The organism is Streptomyces sp. NPDC059668 (assembly GCF_042734135.1).
In the GTDB taxonomy this organism is placed as follows: Bacteria; Actinomycetota; Actinomycetes; order Streptomycetales; family Streptomycetaceae; genus Streptomyces.
Window position 1 is genome coordinate 3,850 of record NZ_JBHWEL010000001.1, and the last position, 21,214, is coordinate 25,063.

Genomic DNA, 21,214 nt, shown 5'->3' on the forward strand with positions numbered 1-21,214 from the left:
CAGAGAATGTCGCGCGGCCCGCCCCGCCCTGCTTGGCCCCCACCAAAAACCCGCAAACAGCACCGGCCCCCCCCGCCCCCCCCCCCCCCGGGGGGCCCCCCCCCCCCCCGCGGCCCCCCCCCCTGCGCGAGATCCTGCCGTGGCTGAAGGAGCGGGGGTACGCCTTCGGTTTCCCCGTGCGCTGACCGCGGGGCCCCCTGTCAGGGCCGGTGCGTCTCCTGGTCCTGGACCCTGAGGGTTCCCCGGTCGTTCTCCCGCAGTGACCGGCCGATGATCAGACGCTGGATCTGGTTGGTGCCCTCGAAGATCTGCATGACCTTGGCCTCGCGCATGTACCGCTCGACCGGGAAGTCGCGGGTGTAGCCGGCGCCCCCCAGTACCTGGACGGCGTCGGTGGTGACCTTCATGGCGTTGTCGGTGGCGATCAGCTTGGCGACGGACGCCTCGCAGCTGAACGGGAGCCCCTGGTCCTTGAGGCGCGCGGCGGCGAGCGTGGTGGCGCGAGAGGCCTGCACGGCCGCGGCCATGTCCGCGAGGACGAAGGCCAGCCCCTGGTGTTCGATGATGGGGCGGCCGAAGGTCTCCCGCTCGCGGGAGTAGCGCAGCGCGTGGTCCAGCGCTCCCTGGGCCAGGCCCGTGGCCACCGCCGCGATGCCCAGCCGGCCGCAGTCCAGACCGGCGAAGGCGATCGCGAGGCCCTGTCCCTCCTCGCCGATCCGGTACTCCACGGGAACGCGGGCGTTCTCGAAGCGCACGGTCGCGGTGGCCGAACCGGTCAGGCCCATCTTGTGCTCGGGCGGATCGGCGATGACACCGGGGGTGTCGGCCGGGACGAGGAAGCAGGAAATGGCCCGCGAGCCCGATTCGGACGTCCGCGCCATCACCGTGTAGAAGTCCGCGTGCCCGCCGTGCGTGGTCCACGCCTTGGCGCCGTCGAGCACATAGTGGTCGCCGTCCCTGACGGCCCGCGTGCGCATCGCCGCGGGGTCGGAGCCGGCGTGGGCCTCGGACAGGCAGTAGGCGCCGAGCAGCTCCCCGCCGAGCATGCCCGGCAGCCACTTGTCCTTCTGCTCCTCGGTGCCGAACGCGGCGAGAGCGAAGCAGGACAGCGCGTGCACCGAGACGCCGACCGCGACGCTGGCCCACACGGCGCCGATCTCCTCGACGACCTGGAGGTAGACCTCGTACGGCTGGCCGCCGCCGCCGTACCGCTCGTCGTACGGCAGGCTCAGCAGGCCGGCCCGGCCGAGGGTGCGGAAGACCTCGCGGGGGAACTTCTCCTCGGCCTCGGCCTCGGCCACCCGGGGGGCGAGCTCCTTCTCGGCGAGCTCGCGGGTCAGGCCGATCAGGTCGACGGCTTCCGGGGAGGGCAGCGTTCGGGTGGCTGGCATGGTGATTCCTCGGTCGCTCGGAGAATTATTGATACGGCGATCGATACAACAGTATCGTTTTTGGTACCGTATGGCCATGCAGTCCAGAGATGGATCCGCCGGCCCGCTCGCGGGCCTGCGCGTCCTGGAACTCGCGGGACTCGGGCCGGCTCCGCACGCGGCCATGGTGCTGGCCGACCTGGGCGCCGACGTGGTGCGGGTCGAGCGGCCGTCCGGCCGGGCGCTCAGTCTGGGCCCCGCCGGCGCGACCGACGCCGTCCAGCGCGGCCGCCGGTCGGTCTTCGCCGACCTCAAGAAACCCGCGGGACGGGCGCTGGTGCGAGGCCTCGCGGCGCGGGCCGACGTCCTCGTCGAGGGCCTGCGGCCGGGAGTCGCCGAGCGGCTCGGGGTCGGCCCGGACGACTGCCGTGGCGCGAACCCGCGGCTCGTCTACGCCCGGATCACCGGCTGGGGTCAGGACGGGCCGCTCGCCCGGGACCCCGGGCACGACCTGAACTACATCGGTCTCACCGGCGTCCTGCACGCGATGGGCCGGGGCGACGGGCCGCCGGCCCCGCCACTGAACCTCGTGGGGGACTTCGGCGGCGGGTCCATGCTGCTGGTCGTGGGTGTTCTGGCGGCACTCTGGGAGCGCACCCGGTCGGGCGCCGGGCAGGTCGTCGACGCCGCCATGGTCGACGGGACGGCGCTGCTGGGCCAGATGGCGTACGCGCTGCGCGGCATGGGGGAGTGGTCGGACGAGCGTTGTTCGAATCTGCTCGACGGGGCCGCGCCCTTCTACGACACCTATGCGTGCGGCGACGGCAAGTACGTGGCCGTCGCCGCCCTCGAACCGCAGTTCTTCGCGGCCCTGCTCGACGGGCTGGATCTCGTCCCCGCCGAGCTGCCCGCGCAGGGCGACCGGGACGGGTGGCCGGTGCTGCGGTCCCGGTTCGCGGGCAGGTTCGCCTCCCGCACGCGCGACGAGTGGGCGGACCACTTCACCGGGACGGACGCGTGCGTGACGCCCGTGCTCACCTTCGCCGAGGCGGGAGCGCACCCGCACATGGTGGCCCGGCGCACCCTGGTCGAGGTCGACGGCATCCTGCAGGCCGCCCCCGCGCCGCGTTTCTCCCGCACCCCCAGCAGACAGCCCTCGGCGCCCCGCGCGGCGGGCGCGGACACCGAGTCGGTGCTCCGTGACTGGGGCGTCGTGCTCTCGCCGCCGCCGGCGGTCCGGTCAGGGTGAGACGGCGTGCACGATGAGCGAGGCCAGCTCCGCGTAGGCCTCCGCGTCGCTCAGCCCGGTCCGGGCGGTCACCTCGCCACGCTGGATCTCCTGCATGGTGGCGGCCACGACCTCGCCCACGAACGCGGCGTGGACGTCACGGAACGCGCCCGCGGCGACGCCGTCCGCGATCAAGTGCCTGATCCGGCCGGCGGCGAGGCGTGTGTTGGCCTCGTACACCTCGCGGGCCGGTTCGAACTGCGCCATGTCGTCGAGGAATCGCCGGGACAGCGGTCGCAACTGCTCCGCGACCGCGTTCAGGTAGACCACCACGCGGTCGGCCGGCGCGGAGGTGTCCGCCACCTGCTTCTCGATGGTGCCGGCCGCCTCCCGGAAGTAGTGCTTCACCGCCTCCCGGACCAACTCCTGCTTACTGCCCGCGAGTTGGTAGAGCGTCGTCTTCGAACAGCGCAGCCGCTCGGTCAGCTCGTCGAGCGTGAACGAAGCGAACCCCTCCGCCGCCAGCAAGGCGACGAGCCGTTCGAGGAGGTCTGTCTGGCGCGCTGTTCGACGTGTGGACGGCATGACCTCAGCGTAACCGTTCGCCTCCGCGGGGCCGGATCCCGGCAGGCGGCCCCCGAACCGTCGCGCCACCCACGGGGCGGGAGGGCTCCTTCAGCGGCCCCGGCGGCCCCCGCGGTCCGACAGCCGCCGGCCCGGCGGCTCGCACCACTCCGCACCGCCGGCGCCCGATCCGGACCGCCTCACCTAGGGCCGCACCGCCGCCCGCCGTTCCAGGATGTCCAGGGCCCGCTCGGCCCACCGGATGTTCTCCTCCTCGAAGGAGCGCCCGCGCATCAGGGTGAGGTAGGGGCCCACACGTTCCGCACGGGTCAGGAACTCGTCCTCGGTGCGTCCGTCCAGCAGCCGTGCGCGCAGTCGTTCGTAGCGGGCGAGCTTGGCGCGGGCCCACTCCAGCCGTTCGGCGATCGCCGCCCGTACCGCCGTGTCGTCGCCCGCGTCGACGGACTGCACCTTCACCAGCAGTTCGTCGCGGATGGCGGTGGGTTTCGGAGGCTCCGCGGTGAACGCGCGCAGGGCGACGCGGCCCGCCGCGGTGAGGGAGAAGACCCGCTTGTTCGGACGCCGCTCCTGTCGCACCAGCCGAGCCTCGATGAGCCCCTCGGCCGCCATCCGCTCGAGTTCCCGGTAGAGCTGTTGCGGGGTCGCCATCCAGAAGTTGGCCACCGAGGCGTCGAACTCCTTGGCCAGGTCGTATCCCGACGCCTCACCCTCCAGGAGCGCGGCGAGGACCGCGTTGCGCAATGCCATGGGCCAAGGCTAGACGGCGTACACCCCCGCGACTAATCTGTTGCGCACCTATTCAATTAATTGACTATGAGAGCGGGACCCCGATGCACCCCTTCCGCAAGGCCGTGGAGGCCGGAGACCTCGCCGCGGTCGAGGAGCTGCTGGCCGACGACGTCGTGTTCACCAGCCCCGTCGCCTTCAAGCCCTACCCGGGCAAGGCCATCACCGCGGCCATCCTGCGCGGCGTCACCCGCGTCTTCACCGACTTCCGCTACGTACGGGAGATCGCGGGCGCGGACGGCCGCGACCACGCGCTGGTCTTCACGGCGAAGGTGGGCGACAAGGAGATCAACGGCTGCGACTTCCTGCACTTCGACGAGGACGGCAGGATCGACGACCTGATGGTCATGGTCCGCCCGCTCTCGGCTGCCCACGCGCTCTCCGAGGCGATGGGCGCGCAGTTCGAGCAGATCTCACGCGAGGCGGCGGAGGCGGCGGGCCGGTGACCCCGGGCCCGGCCGTCCGCGGGGTTTGACGCGCCCTCCGGGGGCTACCCGCGCCGGGTGACCACGACGAGGGCGAAGACGAAGGCGGGGCGGGCGACCGCACCGGCACCCGAGCAGGAACCGATCCGCTTCCTGGAGGACCGGTTCGACTGCGCGCAGGCCTGCGCCGAGTGCGCCCGCGCCTGTGCGCTGCGGGCGAGCTGCATCGATCCCGACGGGCCCGGGGTGCGGCAACTCGCCCGGCGCATGGGCCTGATGTGCGCCGAGGTGTGCGACGCGACCTGCCTGGTCCTGGACGGGCAGCACCACCGGGGCGAGGCCGGCATCCGTGTCCAGGTCGAGTGGTGCCGGTCCGTCTGCCGTGAGTGCGCGGACGTCTTCGACCGGTGTCCCGGTGCGCAGGCGAGTGCGCGGGCCTGCCGCGCGTGCGCCCAGGCCTGCACCGACTTCCTCGCGACGCTGCTACCCGCCTGAACCGCCCGCTTCCGCCGACGGGGCGAGCGGCCGTCCGACCCGTACGTTCCAGCGCCCCGAGCGGCCGCTGAACTCGGTGGCGGTCAGGGGCGGTACGTCGATCCGCCAGAACGACGACTCCGGCGCGCCCAACACCCGTACCACCAGGGCCCGTACGACCTCCGGCTCCACCACCGCGACGGTCCGGCCGGTCAACTCCGCGGCCTTGTCGAGGAAGCCCGCCACCCGGTCGCAGAACGCCCGCACCGACTCCCCGCCGTGCGGTGCCGCGCCGGGATCGGCCAGCCACTCGGCCACCGCCGCCGGTTCCTTAGAGCTCACCTCCTCCAGCGTCGCGCCGCGCCACCGGCCCACGTCGAGACCGGCCAGCGCGGGTACGTCCAGCACCGTGTCCAGGCCCAGCGCGTCGGCGGTCTCGCGGCACCGCACGCTGGGGGAGACCCACTGCCGCTCCGCCCCGGGGACCGCGCCCGCGGCGGCTCGTGCGAGCCGCAGGCCCGCGGCATCCACCCGGCCCCCTTCGTCGAAGCGGGCCTCCCGCAGCGCCGCGCCGATCGCGGCTGAGATCAAGATCACTCGGCTCGTCATACGTTCACTCTCGTGCGCTGTCGTGGTCGCCCGTGCCCAAGGCCCCTGCCGGAACAGGGAATCCGCGGCACTCCACCCGCCCCGCGGCGCAACCGCGGCCCTGTCAGGCGCCCTTGGCCGGGCGCCGGCCTCGCGGTACGGTCAGGATGATATTGACGACGGTTCGGCGGAAGTCCGGTGGGAGTCCGGCACGGTCGCGCCACTGTATGCCCAGCGCACGCCACCCCTCCCGGGGCGGCGGAGGTCGAGCAAGTCAGACCCGCGGCCGTCGTCCTGTGCATCACCGAGACGGGACGCGAGTTCCCCAGGAGGTACTGCCCCATGGCGCAGTCCGTCGCCCAGCCGACCGCCACCCCCACCGCCGTTCCCGCCAAGCTGCCGATCGGTGCGATCGCCCCCTGGGCGGCCTTCTTCGGCATCCTGATGCTGGTCCTGCTCTACTTCGTCGGCGCCGAACAGGGCGCCACCTCCGTCGTGTCCGGTGAGAACGTCCACGAGTGGGTGCACGACGCCCGCCACCTCCTCGGATTCCCCTGCCACTGACGGCTCGGACGGAAGGGGGCGCCCGCCGGGGCGCCCCCTTCCGCATGTCACCGCCATTCCCTATTTCTGGAACACGTTCTACGGTGTGCGCCGTCAGGTCCCGCCTTGGGGAGCCAGGAGGCGCCGTGCATCTCGAATACACGCCGGAGCAGCAGCGGTTGCGGACCGAACTGCGTGAGTACTTCGCCGAGCTGGTGCCCGACAACGCCTATGCCCGGTACGGCGATCCGGCGGCGCAGAAGCGGTTCTACCGTGACACGATCCGCCGCCTCGGCACGGACGGCCGGCTCGGGGCGGGCTGGCCCGAGGAGTACGGCGGCAGCGGGCTCACGCCCATGGAACAGTTCATCTTCTTCGACGAGGCCGCCCAGGCGGGTGTACCGCTGCCGCTGATGGCGCTGAACACCGTCGGCCCGACGATCATGCAGTTCGGCACGGAGGAACAGAAGGGGTACTTCCTGCCCAGGATCCTCTCCGGAGAGATCGACTTCGCGATCGGCTACAGCGAGCCCGACGCGGGCACCGATCTGGCGGCGCTGAAGACCCGGGCGGTACGCGAGGGCGACGAGACCACCGGCCACTACACGGTCAACGGGCAGAAGATCTGGACGACGAACGGCGACACCGCCGACTGGGTGTGGCTCGCCGTCCGCACCGACCCGGACGCCCCGCCCCACAAGGGCATCACCATGCTCCTCGTACCGACGTCGGACCCCGGTTACTCCTGCACCCTCATCAACACCCTCGCCTCGCACGACACCACCGCCAGCTACTACGAGAACATCCGCGTCCCCGCCTCCCGCCGGGTCGGTGAGGAGAACAAGGGCTGGCGGCTGATCACCAACCAGCTCAACCACGAGCGCGTCACCCTCGCCGCCCACGGCACGATGGCGATCCGCGCCCTGCACGACGTCCAGCACTGGGCGATGGAGACCAAGCTCGCCGACGGCCGCAGGGTGGTCGACCTCCCCTGGGTGCGCCGCAGGCTCGCGCAGACCCACACCAGGCTCGACGCCATGAAGCTCCTGAACTGGCGGATGGTGAACGCCGTCCAGGAAGGCACCCTCACCCCGCAGGACGCCTCCGCGGTCAAGGTGTACGGCTCGGAGGCGCGCCGGGACGCGTACGCCTGGCTCATGGAGATCGTCGCCGCACCGGGTGCCCTGAAGGAGGGCTCGGCGGGCGCGGTCCTGCACGGCGAACTGGAGCGCGGCTACCGGTCGGCGGTGATCTTCACCTTCGGGGGCGGGAACAACGAGATCCAGCGCGAGATCATCTCGTGGATCGGACTGGGGATGCCGCGGGTGCGGCGCTGACCTGCCGACGTGGAAGCCCGGCCCCGTACAGCGACCACCAGCGGGACGGGAGCGGAACGGGAGCGGAACGGGAGCGGAACGGGAGCGGGTCGGCCGGCTGAACGCGCCGAGCCGAACCAAGCCGCGCCGACCCGAGCCAAGCCGCGCCGAGCCAAGCCGAGACGTGTCGTGTCGTGTCGCGCCGCGCCGCGCCGGACAGGGCTTCCCGGCTGCCGGCTGCCGGTCCGTCGTCGATCCGCGGCCGGGCGGGCCGCTCCCGTCAGGACGCTCCGGTGCACGTCACCGGCGTGCGCCGGGCCCGGCCGGCGCGTGGTGCGGTCGGTGTACGCCGCTCTGCCGCCGTACGTCCACGAGAGGTACGGCGGACCGGCCCCGTCGCGCCTCGTGGTGACCCGGCGGCCGTGCGCCGGGGACACCGTCCCGCGCTGTGTTCCCGTACGTCCTCGCCGGTCACTCCTGTCCGCACACGTTCCGCGCGCTCGGGCACGGGCCCGTCCCGGCCCCGCCCGGCGTCGTACAAAGTCGGCAGATGACTCGCCATACTGGACGAGCCAGGGTGGGGGGCGAGCAGCGACGGGGGCGATCGCACGAGATGGCGGAGACCAGGCTGGTCCAGAGCCGGTACCGACTGCTCGATCTGATCGGGCGGGGAGGCATGGGCGAGGTGTGGCGGGCCCGCGACGAGTCGTTGGGGCGGCAGGTCGCCGTGAAGTGCCTCAAGCCCCTCGGCCCGCACCACGACCCGTCCTTCTCCGGCGTCCTGCGGGAGAGGTTCCGGCGCGAGGCCCGGGTGGCCGCCGCGCTTCAGCACCGCGGGGTGACCGTGGTGCACGACTTCGGCGAGTCCGACGGCGTGCTGTACCTGGTCATGGAACTTCTGGAGGGGTACAACCTCGGTCAGCTGCTGGAGGACAACAAGCAGCATCCGCTGCCGGTCGCCGATGTCGTCGACATCGCCGACCAGGTGTCGGCCGCACTCGCGTACACCCATCAGCAGGGCATCGTGCACCGGGACCTGAAACCTGCGAACATCATGCGGCTCGCCGACGGCACCGTGAAGATCTGCGACTTCGGCATCGCCAGGCTCGGCCACGACATCGGCTTCACGGCCCGGCTGACCGGGACCGGTATCGCGATGGGCACCCCGCACTACATGTCGCCGGAGCAGATCAGCGGTGCCGAGGTCGACCGGCGCAGCGATCTCTACTCCTTCGGATGTGTGCTCTACGAGATCGCCACCGGGGCACCGCCGTTCGACCTCGACGACGCGTGGGCGGTCCTCATCAGCCACCGCGACACCTCTCCCGAGCCTCCCCGCAGACACCGGGCAGAGCTGCCCGAGTACGTCGAGCGGATCATCCTGGACCTGCTGGCCAAGGAACCGGAGCGGCGGCCGCAGGACGCCCGTGAGCTCGGCCGCCGGATCAGCGAGGGCCGTACGACGCCCGTGCACGTGCCGACGGTCGTGTCCCCGGCCCTGCGCGGACCGGCGCCCGACCAGCGGAACCCGACACCCTTGCCGCAGCCGACACCCCAGCCCCAGTCGCAGCCTCCCCACGATCCGGTACTGCCCGCCTGGACACGGGGCATGACCACCGGCCGCAGGGCGACCGGTGCCGGGCTGCGCGTCACTTCGCCGGACGCGACGGCGGGACTGACCGGCGAGTGGACCGTACGCCCGGCGACGGCGGATTCCGGGCCGCCGTACCGCGCCGGACTCCCCACGCCGTCACCGGAGTTGCTCACCACCCTGGCGGGGCGGCACAACGCGGGACTCAGCCTGGGCCGGCTCGGCCGGTGGACCGAGGCGGGCGAGGTGCACCGCGCCGTCGCCGCCGAGCGGGAGCACCTCCTCGGACCCGACCACCCCGACACGCTCGCCAGCCGGTACGAGGTCGGCTTCACCCTCAGCCGCACCGGCCGGGCCGCCGACGCGCTCCAGGCGTACGCGCACGTCGCCGAGGCCAGGGAACGGGTCCTCGGACGCGACCACCCGGAGACCCTGGCCGCCCGACAGGAAACGGCCTACGTGCTGGGACAGTTGGGCCGCCACTTCGAGGCGCACCAGGCCTACACCTCCGTGCTCGCCGCCCGGGAACGCGCCATGGGCCCCGACCATCCGGACACCCTGCGCTGCCGCCACAATCTCGCCTTCAACCTGAGCAGGCTGGGCCGTCCCGAGGACTCGTACCGGATGGCGAGCGAGGTCGCGGAGGCCCGCACGCGGGTGCTCGGTCCGGCCCATCCCGACACCTTGCTCACCCGCTACGAAGTCGCCTACGCGCTGGGGCAGCTGTGCCGCTGGCCGGAGGCGCTGCGCACCTACCAGGAGGTGGCCGAGGCGCGGGCGCGGGCGCTGGGCCCCGACCACCCGGACACGCTGTCCGCCCGCTACGAGGTGGGCATCAGTCTCGGCCGGCTCGGTCGCAGCGAGCAGGCACTGGAGCTGTACCGCGAACTGATCGACGACCGCACCAGGGTGCACGGCCCCGCCCACCCCGAGACCCTGCGCGCCCGGCACGGACTCGGCGTGAACCTGGGCCGCATGGGGCGCTGGGAGGAGGCGCTCGCCGAGTCCCGCGACGTGGGCGCGATCCGCGAACGGGTCCTCGGCCCCGGCCACCCGGACACCCTCGTCAGCCGCCGCGAGGTCGCCGTCGGCCTCGGCTGGCTCGGCCGCTGGGCCGACGCCCTCACCGAGTACCGTGCCGTCGCCGTCGCCCGCGAACACGTCCTCGGCGAGAACCACCCCGACACCCTGGCCAGCCGGACCGACGAGGCGCACTGCCTGGAGCAGCTGGGGCGCGCCCAGGAGGCGGTGCGGCTCTACCGAAGGGTCGCCGGGGCGCGGCAGCGGCGGGCGGCCGAGGGGCACTGAGCCTCCCGGGGCGTGCCCGGCCGCCATCCGGGCGCCCGCCGGCTGCCGCCCACCTCTGGCAGACCTAGATCATCGCGTGCTACCAAGAACCATGCCTGTACACGAGGGATATGACGCCGTGATCGTCGGCGGGGGCCACAACGGACTCGTCGCCGCCGCCTATCTGGCCCGCGCCGGACGCTCCGTCCTGGTGCTGGAGCGCCTGGGGAACACCGGCGGCGCCGCCGTGTCCACCCGGCCGTTCGCCGGGGTCGACGCGCGACTGTCGCGCTACTCGTACCTGGTCAGCCTGCTGCCCCGGAAGATCGTCCGTGATCTGGGCCTCGACTTCCGGGTCCGCGGGCGCACCGTGTCCTCGTACACGCCCGTCGAGCGCGACGGGCGGCCCACCGGACTGCTCGTCGGCGGCGGCGAGCGGCGCACCCGCGAGGCGTTCCGGCGGCTGACCGGATCGGACCGCGAGTACGAGGCCTGGCAGCGCTTCTACGGCATGACCGGCCGGGTCGCCCAGCGGGTGTTCCCGACCCTCACCGAACCGCTGCCCACCCGCGACGAGCTGCGTGGCCGGATCGACGACGAGGAGGCCTGGCGGGTGCTCTTCGAGGAACCGGTCGGCGTCGCCGTCGAGGAGAACTTCAGTGATGACCTGGTGCGCGGCGTCGTCCTCACCGACGCGCTCATCGGCACCTTCGCCGACGCCCACGACCCCTCCCTGCGGCAGAACCGCTGCTTCCTCTACCACGTGATCGGCGGCGGCACCGGCGCCTGGGACGTGCCGGTCGGCGGCATGGGCGCGCTCACGGACGCCATCGCCGGAGCGGCGCGCGGCGCGGGCGCGGTGATCGCGACCGGCCACGAGGCGATCCGCGTCGAGACCGACGGCCGGACCGCGGAGGTCACCTACCGGACCGCGGACGGCGAGGGCGTCGTCGCCGCCCGGCACGTCCTGGTGAACGCCTCGCCGCAGGAGCTGGCGACCCTCACGGGCGAGGCGGCGCCGGCCCCGGCCGAAGGCGCGCAGCTCAAGGTGAACATGCTGCTCAAGCGACTGCCGAAGCTGCGCGACACCTCCGTCGACCCCCGGGAGGCGTTCTCCGGGACCTTCCATGTGGCCGAGGGGTACGAGCAGTTGGCGACCGCTCACGCGCAGGCCGCAGCCGGCCGGCTGCCCGACGCCCCGCCCTCCGAGATCTACTGCCACTCGCTCACCGACCCCAGCATCCTCGGCCCGGAGCTGGTCGAGCAGGGCTACCAGACACTCACGCTCTTCGGCCTGCACACCCCCGCGCGGCTCTTCACGCACGACAACGACGCCGTGCGCGCGGAGCTGTTGAAGTCCACCTTGGCGCAGCTGGACGCCCAGCTCGCCGAACCGCTCGCGGACTGCCTGGCCACCGACGCGGACGGCCGCCCGTGCATCGAGGCGAAGACCCCGCTCGACCTGGAACGCGACCTGCGGCTGCCCGGCGGCAACATCTTCCACCGCGACCTCGCCTTCCCGTACGTCCAAGAGGGCACGGGCCGTTGGGGCGTCGAGACGGCGCACGCCAACGTCCTGCTGTGCGGCGCGGGCGCGGTGCGCGGCGGCGGGGTGAGCGGGGTGCCGGGGCACAACGCGGCGAAGGCGGTGTTGGAGTCGCTGGGCCAGGGAGGCTGAGGATTGTCCCGTGACTACCGGTCGCGGTGAGATGGTCTAGATGTTGCCGGTGTGATCGCGTCGTCGGAGCCGTCTCCGATGTCTGCGTTCACGCAACTGAAGTCGCATCAGTTCGGCAGCTTGGTCACTGCGTTGCGCCCGAGGGCGCGGACCCCGTCCGCAAGGGCCGGCCTTGATGCCTGCCGCTGCAGGACGGGGTCCAGTCGGCCGCCGCGGGCGGGTGGCCCGATCGGATCCTGTGCCGGCTCGCCTCGCTGTTCCGGCCGACGTTCGAAACATGCGCGGTCCGGCCCGAAGCCCGATGTGGCCTGGACCGGAACGGCGGGTGGTCCAGAGCAGGTGCAACCGCCCTCGATCCCGATGCCGTCTAAGGGCTGTCCCGTAAATGATCTCTGAGCGGTTTCGGTTGTGGTCGCCCGCCGTGCGGGCCACTCTCCTACCCGGCGAGTGCGAGGTTGTGCATCCGTGCGATGCCGAGCATGGCGTGGTGGACACCGTCGCCTTTGAGGCGGCAGTCGCGGAGGATCTTCCAGGTTTTCACCCGGGCGAAGACGTGCTCGACGCGGGCCCGGACCTGCTTGTGGGAACGGTTGTGCTTCTCTTTCCAATCCGGAAGTTCAGTCTGGCCGGGCGCCCGACGGTGAGGGATGACCAGCCCGGTGCCCTGGTAGCCGCCGTCGGCGATTGTGGTCGTGTTGCCGACGGCAGCCTTGGCGCCGGATTCCTCCCAGCCGCGGGAGTCGTGCCGGTTACCCGGCAGCGGCCGGCCGACCACCACAACGAGGCGGGTGACCGCGTCGATGACGACCTGGTGGGCGGTTGAGTAGCGGTAGTTCTTGGACTCGGCCACGGTGTGGTCGCGGGTGGGCACGAGAGTGCCGTCCACGATGAGCACAGTGTCCCTGGCGAAGCGCTTGCGGGGCTGGAGCGCGAGCATGGGTCCGAGGTGGTCGATGATGCGGTCCGCCGCCGACTTCGAGACCCCGAACAGCGGAGCAAGCTGACGCATCGTCAAGTTTGTGCGCCAGGGCCCGGTCCTCCAGCGGAAGGCTCCACGGCCGACCCTTGCGGACCGAATCCGCGCCTTCCCGCCGCAAGACGGTCAGTAGCTTGCCAAAGTTGCGCGGGCTCAGCCCGGTGAACGGGGCTATGCAAGACGGCTCCGACGCCGTGATCACACCAGCCACACCAAGATCATCTCACGTGACTGAGCACCCGAGTTGGCATCGCACGCCAACTGAGGCCGTTGTCGCTCGGTTCTCAGGGCTCCACGCCGCAGCGTCGCGCAATCGCCTTCAGGCGTTCGAGTTCCCGTCGTGCTGCTGTCGGATGGGCGAGGTCGAGAGCCATCCCGGCGCGGGCCGAGATGTAGAGGATGTCCTGGCGGGTGGCGGCGTCCAGGCCGGGGGCGGTCTGGAGGCGGCGGCCCGTGACGCTCAGGTAGATCCCGATGCCATCGAGATCCTCACGCAGGTGCACAGGAAGCACCTGCCGCAGTTCGTCCTTGGCGTAGTCGCGCGCCTGCCGATCCGCCGCGCAGGGACCAGGCGCCACGGGAGCCCAGGGAAGGCCAGCTTCTCGGGCGTCGTCGTACATCTCCGCCACCAAGGCGCGTGCAGACGCGGGATCGCCCTCGGCGGCTGCCCCGCGGGCCGACTGCAACGTGGAGCGCAGTCGTACACGGACCTGAGCATCCTCGCCAGTCCGGGCGTTCAGATAGCCGGACCACACGTCGAACGCCTTGCTCAACTCGGCATCCAGCATGATCTTGTACACGTCCGGCACTCCGCCGCTCCTCCGTCGGGCCAGTCCCGGCATGGACGGCAGCGGACAGGATAGGACGGGAGCTGGGCGGGACGCCTGCGAATTACCCGGTGCGGGGTGCAGGAGCCACGCGTCAACTGAGATGCGTACTGCTGCCACCCCAAGTGCGCAGGTGCCGACTGAGCGGCTCCGTCTCATCTCACCAGCGCCAAAAGTTACGGCACAGCTCTTAGCCGATCGACCGCGCGTATTCCGCTACCTTCTCGTGCTCCACGGAAAGCTGGGAAAGGCGCCCCTTGTTCACCTCGATAGCTGCTTGCTGAATTCGGGATTCGGCACCCGACCAGACTCTCAGCAGATTCGTCTTCTCCTTGCACGAAAGGTCCGCCACAGCAACCTTCCGTTCCTCGTCGGGTGCGGTAGGTGTATCCAGGTCGAAGTCATGCGGAGGTGTCAGGGGGGATGAGTAGGAGAACCCTTCTGCTTTCATGCAGGAGGCCCACTGCTGCGTGGCTTTCAGAACCGACGAGTCGGACAATGATTTACGAAAACTATTGACGGCGATTTCGCGCGCCACCTCCGCCGCTTTGGTGGCGGGCCGCTGCTTCTCCCACGCGCGGACCGCCTCGGCGCGACATCCCCCTTCCGGCACTTTCTTCCCGTCGAAAGTGGATACCACACCATAGAGGACTGGGTAGGACGGGTCGGTGGAACGTACCGGCACGATCCGCGGAGACGGGGCTAGATGGTAACCGTACCTCTCCGCCTCGCTCGGATCGGAGATCCCGTAACGGCGATCGGACGCAGTGGGGGTTTCGGTGGCATCGGCAGCTGCCGGGTGGTAGTCGAGGTTGAATTGCTGCATGCAAGCACGAGTAAGGCCGTCCTTCGCCCTTGCTATCAGGCGTTCCTGGGTGGCGCTGTATTCATATCTCGCGATCGGGAGGGCGTGGGTGAGGTCCTTGACATCTCCGCTGTGGCCCTCAGTTTTGGCCTCGCGGGACGTGGTGGCATCGCGTGCATCACCCTTGGTGATCCCGCTGTCACTCTGGGAGCATGCGCTGACGAGCAGCATGCTCGAAAATGCCACACCGACGAGAGCGTGAGCCCCTCGCATATGTCTCCTCGCAGAAAAAGAGCCCTGGCCGAATGTGGCCAGGGCTTATCCATCAGAAATCGTAGCAGTCGCTCCTGGTGTAATCCCAACGGAAGGATGCGTCATTGTTGTACGTGTAGTGCAACTTGTCGGATATCGCATAGGCCGACAGGGTGTCACAGGCCCCGACGTAGCCGCTGTTGTAATAGACGGTGACGATTCCCGGGCTGTCGTTGAGGGCGCTTGCGGCGTTGTTCTTCACTGAGACGCCCTTGCCGGTGCCCGAGGTGAGGAAGGTGTAACCGGCCAGATCCGAAACGTTTGCGTCGAAGTAGGTGCTCGAGCCCGCCCGGTTGCTGTTGTAGAACAGGCGAATGCACCCGTTGTGGGCTCCGCTGGTATTGCAGCCGGTGCCGGCAGTCGCCGATGCGGCACCTGCTGTCGGGACGATCAGCGCGATCGCGGCGGCCAGTGGGACTGCGGAAGTCGAAATAACTCGGCGGATGTTCAATTCTACTCCATTTCCGATTGCTTCGAATCGGTAATGTACCACCGCCAAGATCAAGAAGCCACTCCCGGATCGTTTCTGTTCGGAGGGTGTTTCGGAAGGCTTGCGTCAATCTCGTCAAGGAATACCGAATTGACCGGCGGCTTTGCGATCTGGCATGAATTGCGGTCTCTGGGATCGGTCCCGGGACGGCTCCCAGCCCTGTCGTCGCGATCCGCGCCGCGTCCGCGGGCCGGGCCCGCGCTCGACTCCACCGTCGACCCGGCGCGTGCTGGCTGCGCTACGTGGTCGGCCCTGAACACGGGTCGGACGGCCCGTTTCCCGGGCGACGGACGCGGCCTCGGCTCCGCTGCGTGTCGGCTGGGCGCGTACACAGACACGCTGTGGTGTCTCGGATGGGTCCTATGCAATCTGACGGAGTATCAGAAAAGGCCTTCCCTCGGTCGGACGACTGCGGCATCCTGCGGCCATGCAGACGGAGCTGAGCAAGCAACTGGGGATCGAGCACGCCATCTTCGGCTTCACGCCGTTTCCCGCCGTCGCCGCGGCCATCAGCCGCGCGGGCGGTCTCGGCGTGCTCGGCGCGGTCCGCTACACCGCCCCCGACGACCTCAAGCGCGACCTCGACTGGATCGAGGCGCACGTCGACGGCAGGCCCTACGGCCTGGACGTGGTGATGCCGGCCAAGAAGGTCGAGGGGGTCTCCGAGGCGGACGTCGAGGCGATGATCCCCGAAGGGCACCGGCGGTTCGTCGCGGACACCCTCGCCAAGTACGGCGTTCCCGGCCTCGCCGAGGGGGAGGCGGTGGGCTGGCGCATCACGGGCTGGATGGAAGAGGTCGCGCGCACCCAGCTCGACGTCGCCTTCGACCACCCGATCAGGCTGCTGGCCAACGCACTCGGCTCACCGCCCGCCGACGTCGTGCGGCGCGCCCACGAACAGGGGGTGCTCGTCGCGGCCCTCGCGGGCAGCGCCCGGCATGCCCGTAAACACGCCGAGGCGGGTATCGACGTCGTCGTCGCGCAGGGCTACGAGGCGGGCGGCCACACCGGGGAGATCGCCTCGATGGTGCTCACGCCGGAGGTCGTGGACGCCGTCGACCCGCTGCCCGTCCTCGCGGCGGGCGGCATCGGCAGCGGACAGCAGGTGGCCGCCGCGCTCAGCCTCGGCGCCCAGGGCGTATGGCTGGGCTCCCTGTGGCTGACCGTCACCGAGGCCGACCTGCACTCACCGGCCGTGACCCGCAAGCTGCTGGCCGCCGGGTCCGGCGACACCGTCCGCTCGCGCGCGCTGACCGGCAAACCGGCCCGCCAGCTGCGCACCGAGTGGACCGACGCCTGGGACGACCCGCACGGCCCCGGCACCCTGCCCATGCCCCTGCAGGGGCTGCTGGTGGCCGAGGCCGTCTCCCGCATCCAGAAGTACGAGGTGGAGCCGCTGCTCGGGACGCCCGTCGGGCAGATCGTCGGCCGCATGAACAGCGAACGGAGCGTCCAGGCCGTCTTCGACGACCTGACCCGCGGTTTCGAGCAGGCCGTCGACCGCATCAACCGGATCGCCGGAAGGAGCGCCCGACCGTGACCACGTCGACCTCACCGAACGGCTTCTGGGCCCAGGCCACCGCCGACCCCGGGCGGACGGTCCTCGTCACCCCGGACGGGGACGAGTGGACCGCCGGCCGGCTGCACACCGCGGCCAACCAACTGGTGCGCGGACTGCGCGCCGCCGGGCTCGCACGCGGCGACGCCTTCGCCGTCGTCCTGCCCAACGGCGTCGAGTTCCTCGTCGCCTACCTCGCCGCGTCGCAGTCCGGCCTCTACCTCGTCCCCGTCAACCACCACCTCGTCGGCCCCGAGATCGCCTGGATCGTCTCGGACTCGGGCGCCAAGGTGCTCATCGCCCACGAACGGTTCGCCGACGCCGCCCGCCACGCCGCCGACGAGGCGGGACTGGCGCCCGCCCGCCGCTACAGCGTCGGCCCGGTCGAGGGCTTCCGGCCGTACGCCGAACTCCTCGCCGGACAGGACGGATCGGCGCCCGCCGACCGCACCCTCGGCTGGGTCATGAACTACACCTCCGGCACCACGGGCCGCCCCCGCGGCATCCGGCGGCCGCTGCCCGGCAAACTCCCCGAGGAGACCTACCTCGGCGGCTTCCTCGGCATCTTCGGCATCAAGCCCTTCGACGACAACGTCCACCTCGTCTGCTCACCGCTCTACCACACGGCCGTCCTCCAGTTCGCCGGCGCCTCCCTGCACATCGGCCACCGGCTGGTGCTGATGGACAAGTGGACGCCCGAGGAGATGCTCCGGGTCGTCGACACCCACCGGTGCACCCACACCCACATGGTCCCGACCCAGTTCCACCGGCTGCTGGCGCTCCCCGAAGGGGTTCGGGCCCGCTACGACGTGTCGTCGATGCGGCACGCCATCCACGGCGCCGCGCCCTGCCCGGACCATGTGAAGCGGGCCATGATCGAGTGGTGGGGCCACAGTGTCGAGGAGTACTACGCGGCCAGCGAGGGCGGGGGCGCCTTCGCGACGGCCGAGGACTGGCTGAAGAAGCCCGGCACCGTCGGCAAGGCCTGGCCCATCAGTGAACTCGCCGTCTTCGACGACGACGGCAGGCGGCTGCCGCCCGGTGAACTCGGCACCGTCTACATGAAGATGAGCACCGGCGGGTTCTCGTACCACAAGGACGAGAGCAAGACGCGGAAGAACCGCATCGGCGACTTCTTCACCGTCGGGGACCTCGGCTGCCTCGACGAGGACGGCTACCTCTTCCTCCGCGACCGCAAGATCGACATGATCATCTCCGGCGGCGTCAACATCTACCCGGCCGAGATCGAGGCCGCCCTGCTCGCCCACCCCGCCGTCGCCGACGCGGCGGCCTTCGGCATCCCGCACGACGACTGGGGCGAGGAGGTCAAGGCCGTCGTCGAGCCCGCGCCCGGACACACGCCGGGAGCGGACCTCGCCGCGGACGTCCTGCGTCACTGCGCGGAGCGTCTCGCCGGGTACAAGCGTCCCAAGAGCGTCGACTTCATCGACGCGATGCCGCGCGACCCGAACGGGAAGCTGTACAAACGGCGGCTGCGTGACCCGTACTGGGAGGGGCGTACCCGAGCCGACTGACCCGGCTGCTCGTGGTCCCCGCCCCGGTCGGGCGGGGACCACTGCGCCGCCGTCGTCCCGTCCCGCTCGATCGGGTCGCTTTCCCGGCGAACCGGGTCCACGGGGTCTCACCCGATCCGGTCCACGCGGGTCAGCGGCGCGCGGACGACCGACGTCGAGGGGACAGGACGGCCGTCAGCGGTGCCCGCCCACACGGATCACCCGCAGACCGGGCGAGGACAGGATGTCCCTCTCGCAGAACCGGGAGGTGACCCACCGCTCGCCGGAGAACAGCAGCGTCTGGTCGCTGTGGTGCGGCGAGGTCGGGTCGGACGACTGGGAGTACGTCAGGAGCGTACGGGCGACCGGGCAGCGGCCCCCGTCCCAGCCGACCGCCTGGATGTACGAGGATCCGGTGGTGACCTCGGTGTAGCCGCCGCCCTCGGGATCCCACACCGGCTCGACCTTGTCCCACACCCCCAGCGACTCCGTGCCGCCCGGCACCGGGATGCGCCTGCCGTCCCGCACGACGAACTGGTGGGCGCCGAGCGGGGAGTCGAGCGGGATGCCCGCCGTGCGCAGCTCGGTCACCGTGTCGGCGAGGGCGGTGGCGAACCCAGGAGCACCGGTGTCGAGCGTGTTCGGGGTGTGCACGGGATCCGCCGCCGAGAACGGAACCTTCCAGAGCCGCGCGGCCGGCACCAGGGCGGTCAGCCTGCGCCAGAAGCGGTCGAAGAGGAGCGCGCCCCGGCTGCCGGTGTCCATGGTGTGGTCCCACGCCGCGAGCGCACGGCACGCGGCGCTCACGTCGACGGACCCGCCGTCACCGCCCGTCGCCCGCCGGCCCGGCAGCGCGGCGCACGCCCGGGCCGCGTCGGCCGCGGCGAGGTCACCCACGGGGGCGCGGTTGGTGAACTGCTGGGCCAGCAGGTCCCGTTCGGTGAGACCGCCCTTCGCCGCCATCGCCGTGACGTCGTCGATCGCACCCCGGGTACGGACCGAGCGCGCGGTGCCGATCGTCCCGAAGACCCGCTCGTACCCGGTCACCGGCCGGTCCGCGTTGGCCAGCCAGGCACTGTCGTTGGAGTTCTCCGCGTAGGGAGCGTCCCGCAGGATGGGCATCCTCCCGGGCCCGAAGATGCCCGGCTGCACGGCGTCCGGGTCACTGCCCAACGCGCAGTCGCCGCGCGAGCCGTCGAGGACCGCGACCCCGGACGCCGGATAGGTGACCCGGCCGAGCGGTGTCGAGCAGCGCAGGGCCAGGTCGTCGGTGATCCGGGGGAGCACCTGGGACTGGGTGAACAGTGAGTGACCGCCCGAGTCGGCGGCGATCGTGTTCACCCAGGGCAGTCCCTGGGTGGTCCTGAGGACCCTGAGCATGTCGGCCGTGCTGCGGGCCCTGCTGAAGCCGAGAGAGGTGTCCGAGATCCGCAGGTTGGACGCGTTGGGGTCGTTGAGCGCGTACGCCGTCGTGGTGGTCCAGGGGAGCGGGAGCTGAGCGCCGAGCGAGGTGACGACGGGACCGTAACGGGTCCACCACTGGGTACGGGTGACGGGCGTGCCGTCCTTCACCGCGACGGTGACCGCCCGTCTCGTCATCCGCTCCGGCACGCCGTCCACCAGGTACGTCGTCGGATCGGCCGGATCCAGGGTCAGCTGATGGAGGTTGAGGGTGACGCCCGTCGCGACCGTGTGGCTCCACGCCACCCGCGCGTTGAAGCCGATCGACATCGTCGCCGAGCCGAGCAGCGAGCCGCCCGAGACGTTCAGCTCGCCGGGGATCGTCTGCTGCGACTGCCAGAAGCGGCGCCCGCCCTGCCAGGGGTAGTGCGGATTGCCGAGCAGCAGACCGCGGCCGTTCGCCGTCGTGGCGCCGCTGAAGGCGACCGCGTTGGAACCCATGTCGGCGCCGTCGAAGGCCTCCCGCGCGGCGCGGGCGAAGCTCTTCGCGGCCACGGCGCCGCCCAGCGGGGACGAGCCCGCGGACGCGGTCGCGACGGAGGGCGCGGCGGCCCTGCCCGGCGGCGCGGGTGCGGGGGCCCCGGTGGCGGTCGCGGTCGCCGTCGGCGGTCGCGCGTCCGTGATGCCGTCCACCGCGCGGCCCTGGCCGCCGAGCACAGCCAGCGCGTAGGTGCGCGCGGCCACGTCCACCTGAGTCACGGGGCGGACCCAGGCGGCGCCCCGGCAGGCCGGATCGGTGACGCGGTTCTGGGCGAGCCAGGCGTTGTAGCCCGCGGCCCACCCGCGCATCAGGTCCCCGACCTGCCGGCTCGGTCCGCGTGGCGCGGGCCGAGCGAGCAGTTTCTCCACCGTGCCGGCCTCGCGCACACCGCGGAAGTACAGGTCGCTGGAGAGGTTCCCGGTCGCCGACGACAGCGAGCCGTCGGGTGCCGCGGCGGGGCCGAAGAAGCGGGAGCGTTCGCCGCGTACGGTCACGAAGCCGTCGGCGAGGGTGCACACCTGGTCGGCGGCCTGCGCCCAGCCGGTGCCGAAGCCGAGGTTCGTGTAGTCCTTGGCCAGGATGTGCGGAATGCCGTACTCGGTGTAGCGGATAACGGCGGACAGACCACCGGACGACGGACGGGACGGAGAGTGCTGCCGGCCCTGGCCGTCCGCGGCGGCGGCCGGCAGCGCGGCCGTGGCGACGAGCAGGGCGGCGGCCAGGACGGCGAACCGTCCGGGGCGGGTGCGCATGGTGCCTCCCGACATCAGTGAGGGAAGGGGCGGTTGAGCGTAACAACGGCCACAGACGTTTGACCGGGTGTCAGCGCGTCCCACGGCGGGGTGGAGCGTCTTCGCGTCAAACGCGCCGGACGCTTGACCGCGCTCACGGACCGGAACGAGGATCACGCCAGAGCAGG

General features: G+C 71.4%; 17 protein-coding genes, 1 pseudogene and 1 riboswitch. Of the genes and pseudogenes, 9 read left to right on the plus strand and 9 right to left on the minus strand.

Annotation, left to right across the window (positions count from 1 at the left end):
• Positions 1–200: 200 nt before the first annotated feature.
• Positions 201–1,391: an acyl-CoA dehydrogenase family protein gene (locus tag ACFV2J_RS00030; RefSeq protein ID WP_385083219.1), complete on the minus strand. Its 1,191-nt coding sequence runs from the start codon at positions 1,389–1,391 to the stop codon at positions 201–203.
• A 76-nt stretch (positions 1,392–1,467) separates the two neighbouring features.
• Here ACFV2J_RS00030 and ACFV2J_RS00035 point away from each other — a divergent pair, with 76 nt between their 5' ends.
• Positions 1,468–2,619, plus strand: coding sequence for a CaiB/BaiF CoA transferase family protein (locus ACFV2J_RS00035; protein ID WP_385436700.1), 1,152 nt, complete (start codon positions 1,468–1,470; stop codon positions 2,617–2,619).
• Here ACFV2J_RS00035 and ACFV2J_RS00040 read toward each other — a convergent pair.
• Together ACFV2J_RS00040 and ACFV2J_RS00045 are read right to left on the minus strand one after the other, a co-directional pair.
• Positions 2,611–3,183: a TetR/AcrR family transcriptional regulator gene (locus tag ACFV2J_RS00040; RefSeq protein ID WP_385083215.1), complete on the minus strand. Its 573-nt coding sequence runs from the start codon at positions 3,181–3,183 to the stop codon at positions 2,611–2,613. The two genes, ACFV2J_RS00035 and ACFV2J_RS00040, sit on opposite strands and share 9 nt — an antisense overlap.
• A 183-nt stretch (positions 3,184–3,366) precedes the next feature.
• Positions 3,367–3,930: a PadR family transcriptional regulator gene (locus ACFV2J_RS00045; RefSeq protein ID WP_385436702.1), complete on the minus strand. Its 564-nt coding sequence runs from the start codon at positions 3,928–3,930 to the stop codon at positions 3,367–3,369.
• 83 nt (positions 3,931–4,013) lie between these two features.
• Here ACFV2J_RS00045 and ACFV2J_RS00050 point away from each other — a divergent pair, with 83 nt between their 5' ends.
• Positions 4,014–4,415: a nuclear transport factor 2 family protein gene (locus ACFV2J_RS00050; RefSeq protein ID WP_385083211.1), complete on the plus strand. Its 402-nt coding sequence runs from the start codon at positions 4,014–4,016 to the stop codon at positions 4,413–4,415.
• Positions 4,416–4,472: 57 nt separating this feature from the next.
• Positions 4,473–4,889 (plus strand): four-helix bundle copper-binding protein, encoded by a 417-nt coding sequence (locus tag ACFV2J_RS00055; RefSeq protein ID WP_385083209.1) that lies wholly within the window; start codon positions 4,473–4,475, stop codon positions 4,887–4,889.
• On the opposite strand, the gene ACFV2J_RS00060 is transcribed toward ACFV2J_RS00055, so the two are convergent.
• A complete protein-coding gene (locus ACFV2J_RS00060) occupies positions 4,878–5,477 on the minus strand; it encodes a histidine phosphatase family protein (RefSeq protein ID WP_385083208.1) in 600 nt (199 codons plus the stop codon). The two genes, ACFV2J_RS00055 and ACFV2J_RS00060, sit on opposite strands and share 12 nt — an antisense overlap.
• Positions 5,478–5,619: 142 nt before the next feature.
• Positions 5,620–5,762, plus strand: a riboswitch (cobalamin riboswitch).
• 36 nt (positions 5,763–5,798) lie between these two features.
• Between ACFV2J_RS00060 and ACFV2J_RS00065 the strand changes: the two genes are divergently transcribed.
• The 4 genes from ACFV2J_RS00065 to ACFV2J_RS00080 all read left to right on the plus strand — a co-directional run bounded on the left by ACFV2J_RS00065 (position 5,799) and on the right by ACFV2J_RS00080 (position 11,871).
• A complete protein-coding gene (locus tag ACFV2J_RS00065) occupies positions 5,799–6,020 on the plus strand; it encodes a CbtB-domain containing protein (protein WP_385083207.1) in 222 nt (73 codons plus the stop codon).
• Between the two features lie 125 nt (positions 6,021–6,145).
• Complete coding sequence (locus tag ACFV2J_RS00070; protein WP_385083206.1) at positions 6,146–7,336, plus strand: acyl-CoA dehydrogenase family protein; 1,191 nt, start codon at positions 6,146–6,148, stop codon at positions 7,334–7,336.
• A gap of 592 nt (positions 7,337–7,928) precedes the next feature.
• The gene (locus tag ACFV2J_RS00075; protein WP_385083205.1) at positions 7,929–10,214 is read left to right on the plus strand and encodes a tetratricopeptide repeat protein; all 2,286 of its coding nucleotides are present in this window, start codon (positions 7,929–7,931) and stop codon (positions 10,212–10,214) included.
• 91 nt (positions 10,215–10,305) lie between these two features.
• Positions 10,306–11,871, plus strand: coding sequence for a phytoene desaturase family protein (locus tag ACFV2J_RS00080; RefSeq protein ID WP_385436706.1), 1,566 nt, complete (start codon positions 10,306–10,308; stop codon positions 11,869–11,871).
• 436 nt (positions 11,872–12,307) lie between these two features.
• Here ACFV2J_RS00080 and ACFV2J_RS00085 read toward each other — a convergent pair.
• The 4 genes and pseudogenes from ACFV2J_RS00085 to ACFV2J_RS00100 form a co-directional block, all read right to left on the minus strand.
• A pseudogene (locus ACFV2J_RS00085) lies at positions 12,308–13,058 on the minus strand (transposase).
• A 73-nt stretch (positions 13,059–13,131) separates the two neighbouring features.
• Positions 13,132–13,647: a hypothetical protein gene (locus tag ACFV2J_RS00090; protein WP_385436708.1), complete on the minus strand. Its 516-nt coding sequence runs from the start codon at positions 13,645–13,647 to the stop codon at positions 13,132–13,134.
• 217 nt (positions 13,648–13,864) lie between these two features.
• Positions 13,865–14,710 carry a hypothetical protein gene (locus tag ACFV2J_RS00095; RefSeq protein ID WP_385083201.1) on the minus strand — a complete coding sequence of 282 codons (846 nt, stop codon included), beginning with the start codon at positions 14,708–14,710 and terminating at the stop codon, positions 13,865–13,867.
• A 94-nt stretch (positions 14,711–14,804) separates the two neighbouring features.
• Positions 14,805–15,242, minus strand: a complete 438-nt coding sequence (locus ACFV2J_RS00100) for a peptidase inhibitor family I36 protein (RefSeq protein ID WP_385436710.1) — start codon at positions 15,240–15,242, stop codon at positions 14,805–14,807.
• A 466-nt stretch (positions 15,243–15,708) separates the two neighbouring features.
• Here ACFV2J_RS00100 and ACFV2J_RS00105 point away from each other — a divergent pair, with 466 nt between their 5' ends.
• Entirely contained in the window at positions 15,709–16,821 is a 1,113-nt protein-coding gene (locus ACFV2J_RS00105; RefSeq protein ID WP_385083198.1) for an NAD(P)H-dependent flavin oxidoreductase, read from the plus strand.
• Complete coding sequence (locus tag ACFV2J_RS00110) at positions 16,818–18,374, plus strand: acyl-CoA synthetase (RefSeq protein ID WP_385083197.1); 1,557 nt, start codon at positions 16,818–16,820, stop codon at positions 18,372–18,374. Before ACFV2J_RS00105 ends, ACFV2J_RS00110 begins: the two co-directional genes overlap by 4 nt.
• A 174-nt stretch (positions 18,375–18,548) precedes the next feature.
• On the opposite strand, the gene ACFV2J_RS00115 is transcribed toward ACFV2J_RS00110, so the two are convergent.
• Positions 18,549–21,047, minus strand: a complete 2,499-nt coding sequence (locus tag ACFV2J_RS00115) for a penicillin acylase family protein (protein ID WP_385083196.1) — start codon at positions 21,045–21,047, stop codon at positions 18,549–18,551.
• Between the last annotated feature and the right edge of the window lie 167 nt (positions 21,048–21,214).

Coding starts and splice junctions, on each gene's coding strand:
- ACFV2J_RS00030 (WP_385083219.1), bottom strand. CDS start 1,391: ATGCCAGCCACCCGAACGCTGCCCTCCCCGGAAGCCGTCGACCTGATC.
- ACFV2J_RS00035 (WP_385436700.1), top strand. CDS start 1,468: ATGCAGTCCAGAGATGGATCCGCCGGCCCGCTCGCGGGCCTGCGCGTC.
- ACFV2J_RS00040 (WP_385083215.1), bottom strand. CDS start 3,183: ATGCCGTCCACACGTCGAACAGCGCGCCAGACAGACCTCCTCGAACGG.
- ACFV2J_RS00045 (WP_385436702.1), bottom strand. CDS start 3,930: ATGGCATTGCGCAACGCGGTCCTCGCCGCGCTCCTGGAGGGTGAGGCG.
- ACFV2J_RS00050 (WP_385083211.1), top strand. CDS start 4,014: ATGCACCCCTTCCGCAAGGCCGTGGAGGCCGGAGACCTCGCCGCGGTC.
- ACFV2J_RS00060 (WP_385083208.1), bottom strand. CDS start 5,477: ATGACGAGCCGAGTGATCTTGATCTCAGCCGCGATCGGCGCGGCGCTG.
- ACFV2J_RS00065 (WP_385083207.1), top strand. CDS start 5,799: ATGGCGCAGTCCGTCGCCCAGCCGACCGCCACCCCCACCGCCGTTCCC.
- ACFV2J_RS00075 (WP_385083205.1), top strand. CDS start 7,929: ATGGCGGAGACCAGGCTGGTCCAGAGCCGGTACCGACTGCTCGATCTG.
- ACFV2J_RS00080 (WP_385436706.1), top strand. CDS start 10,306: ATGCCTGTACACGAGGGATATGACGCCGTGATCGTCGGCGGGGGCCAC.
- ACFV2J_RS00095 (WP_385083201.1), bottom strand. CDS start 14,710: ATGCTGCTCGTCAGCGCATGCTCCCAGAGTGACAGCGGGATCACCAAG.
- ACFV2J_RS00105 (WP_385083198.1), top strand. CDS start 15,709: ATGCAGACGGAGCTGAGCAAGCAACTGGGGATCGAGCACGCCATCTTC.
- ACFV2J_RS00115 (WP_385083196.1), bottom strand. CDS start 21,047: ATGCGCACCCGCCCCGGACGGTTCGCCGTCCTGGCCGCCGCCCTGCTC.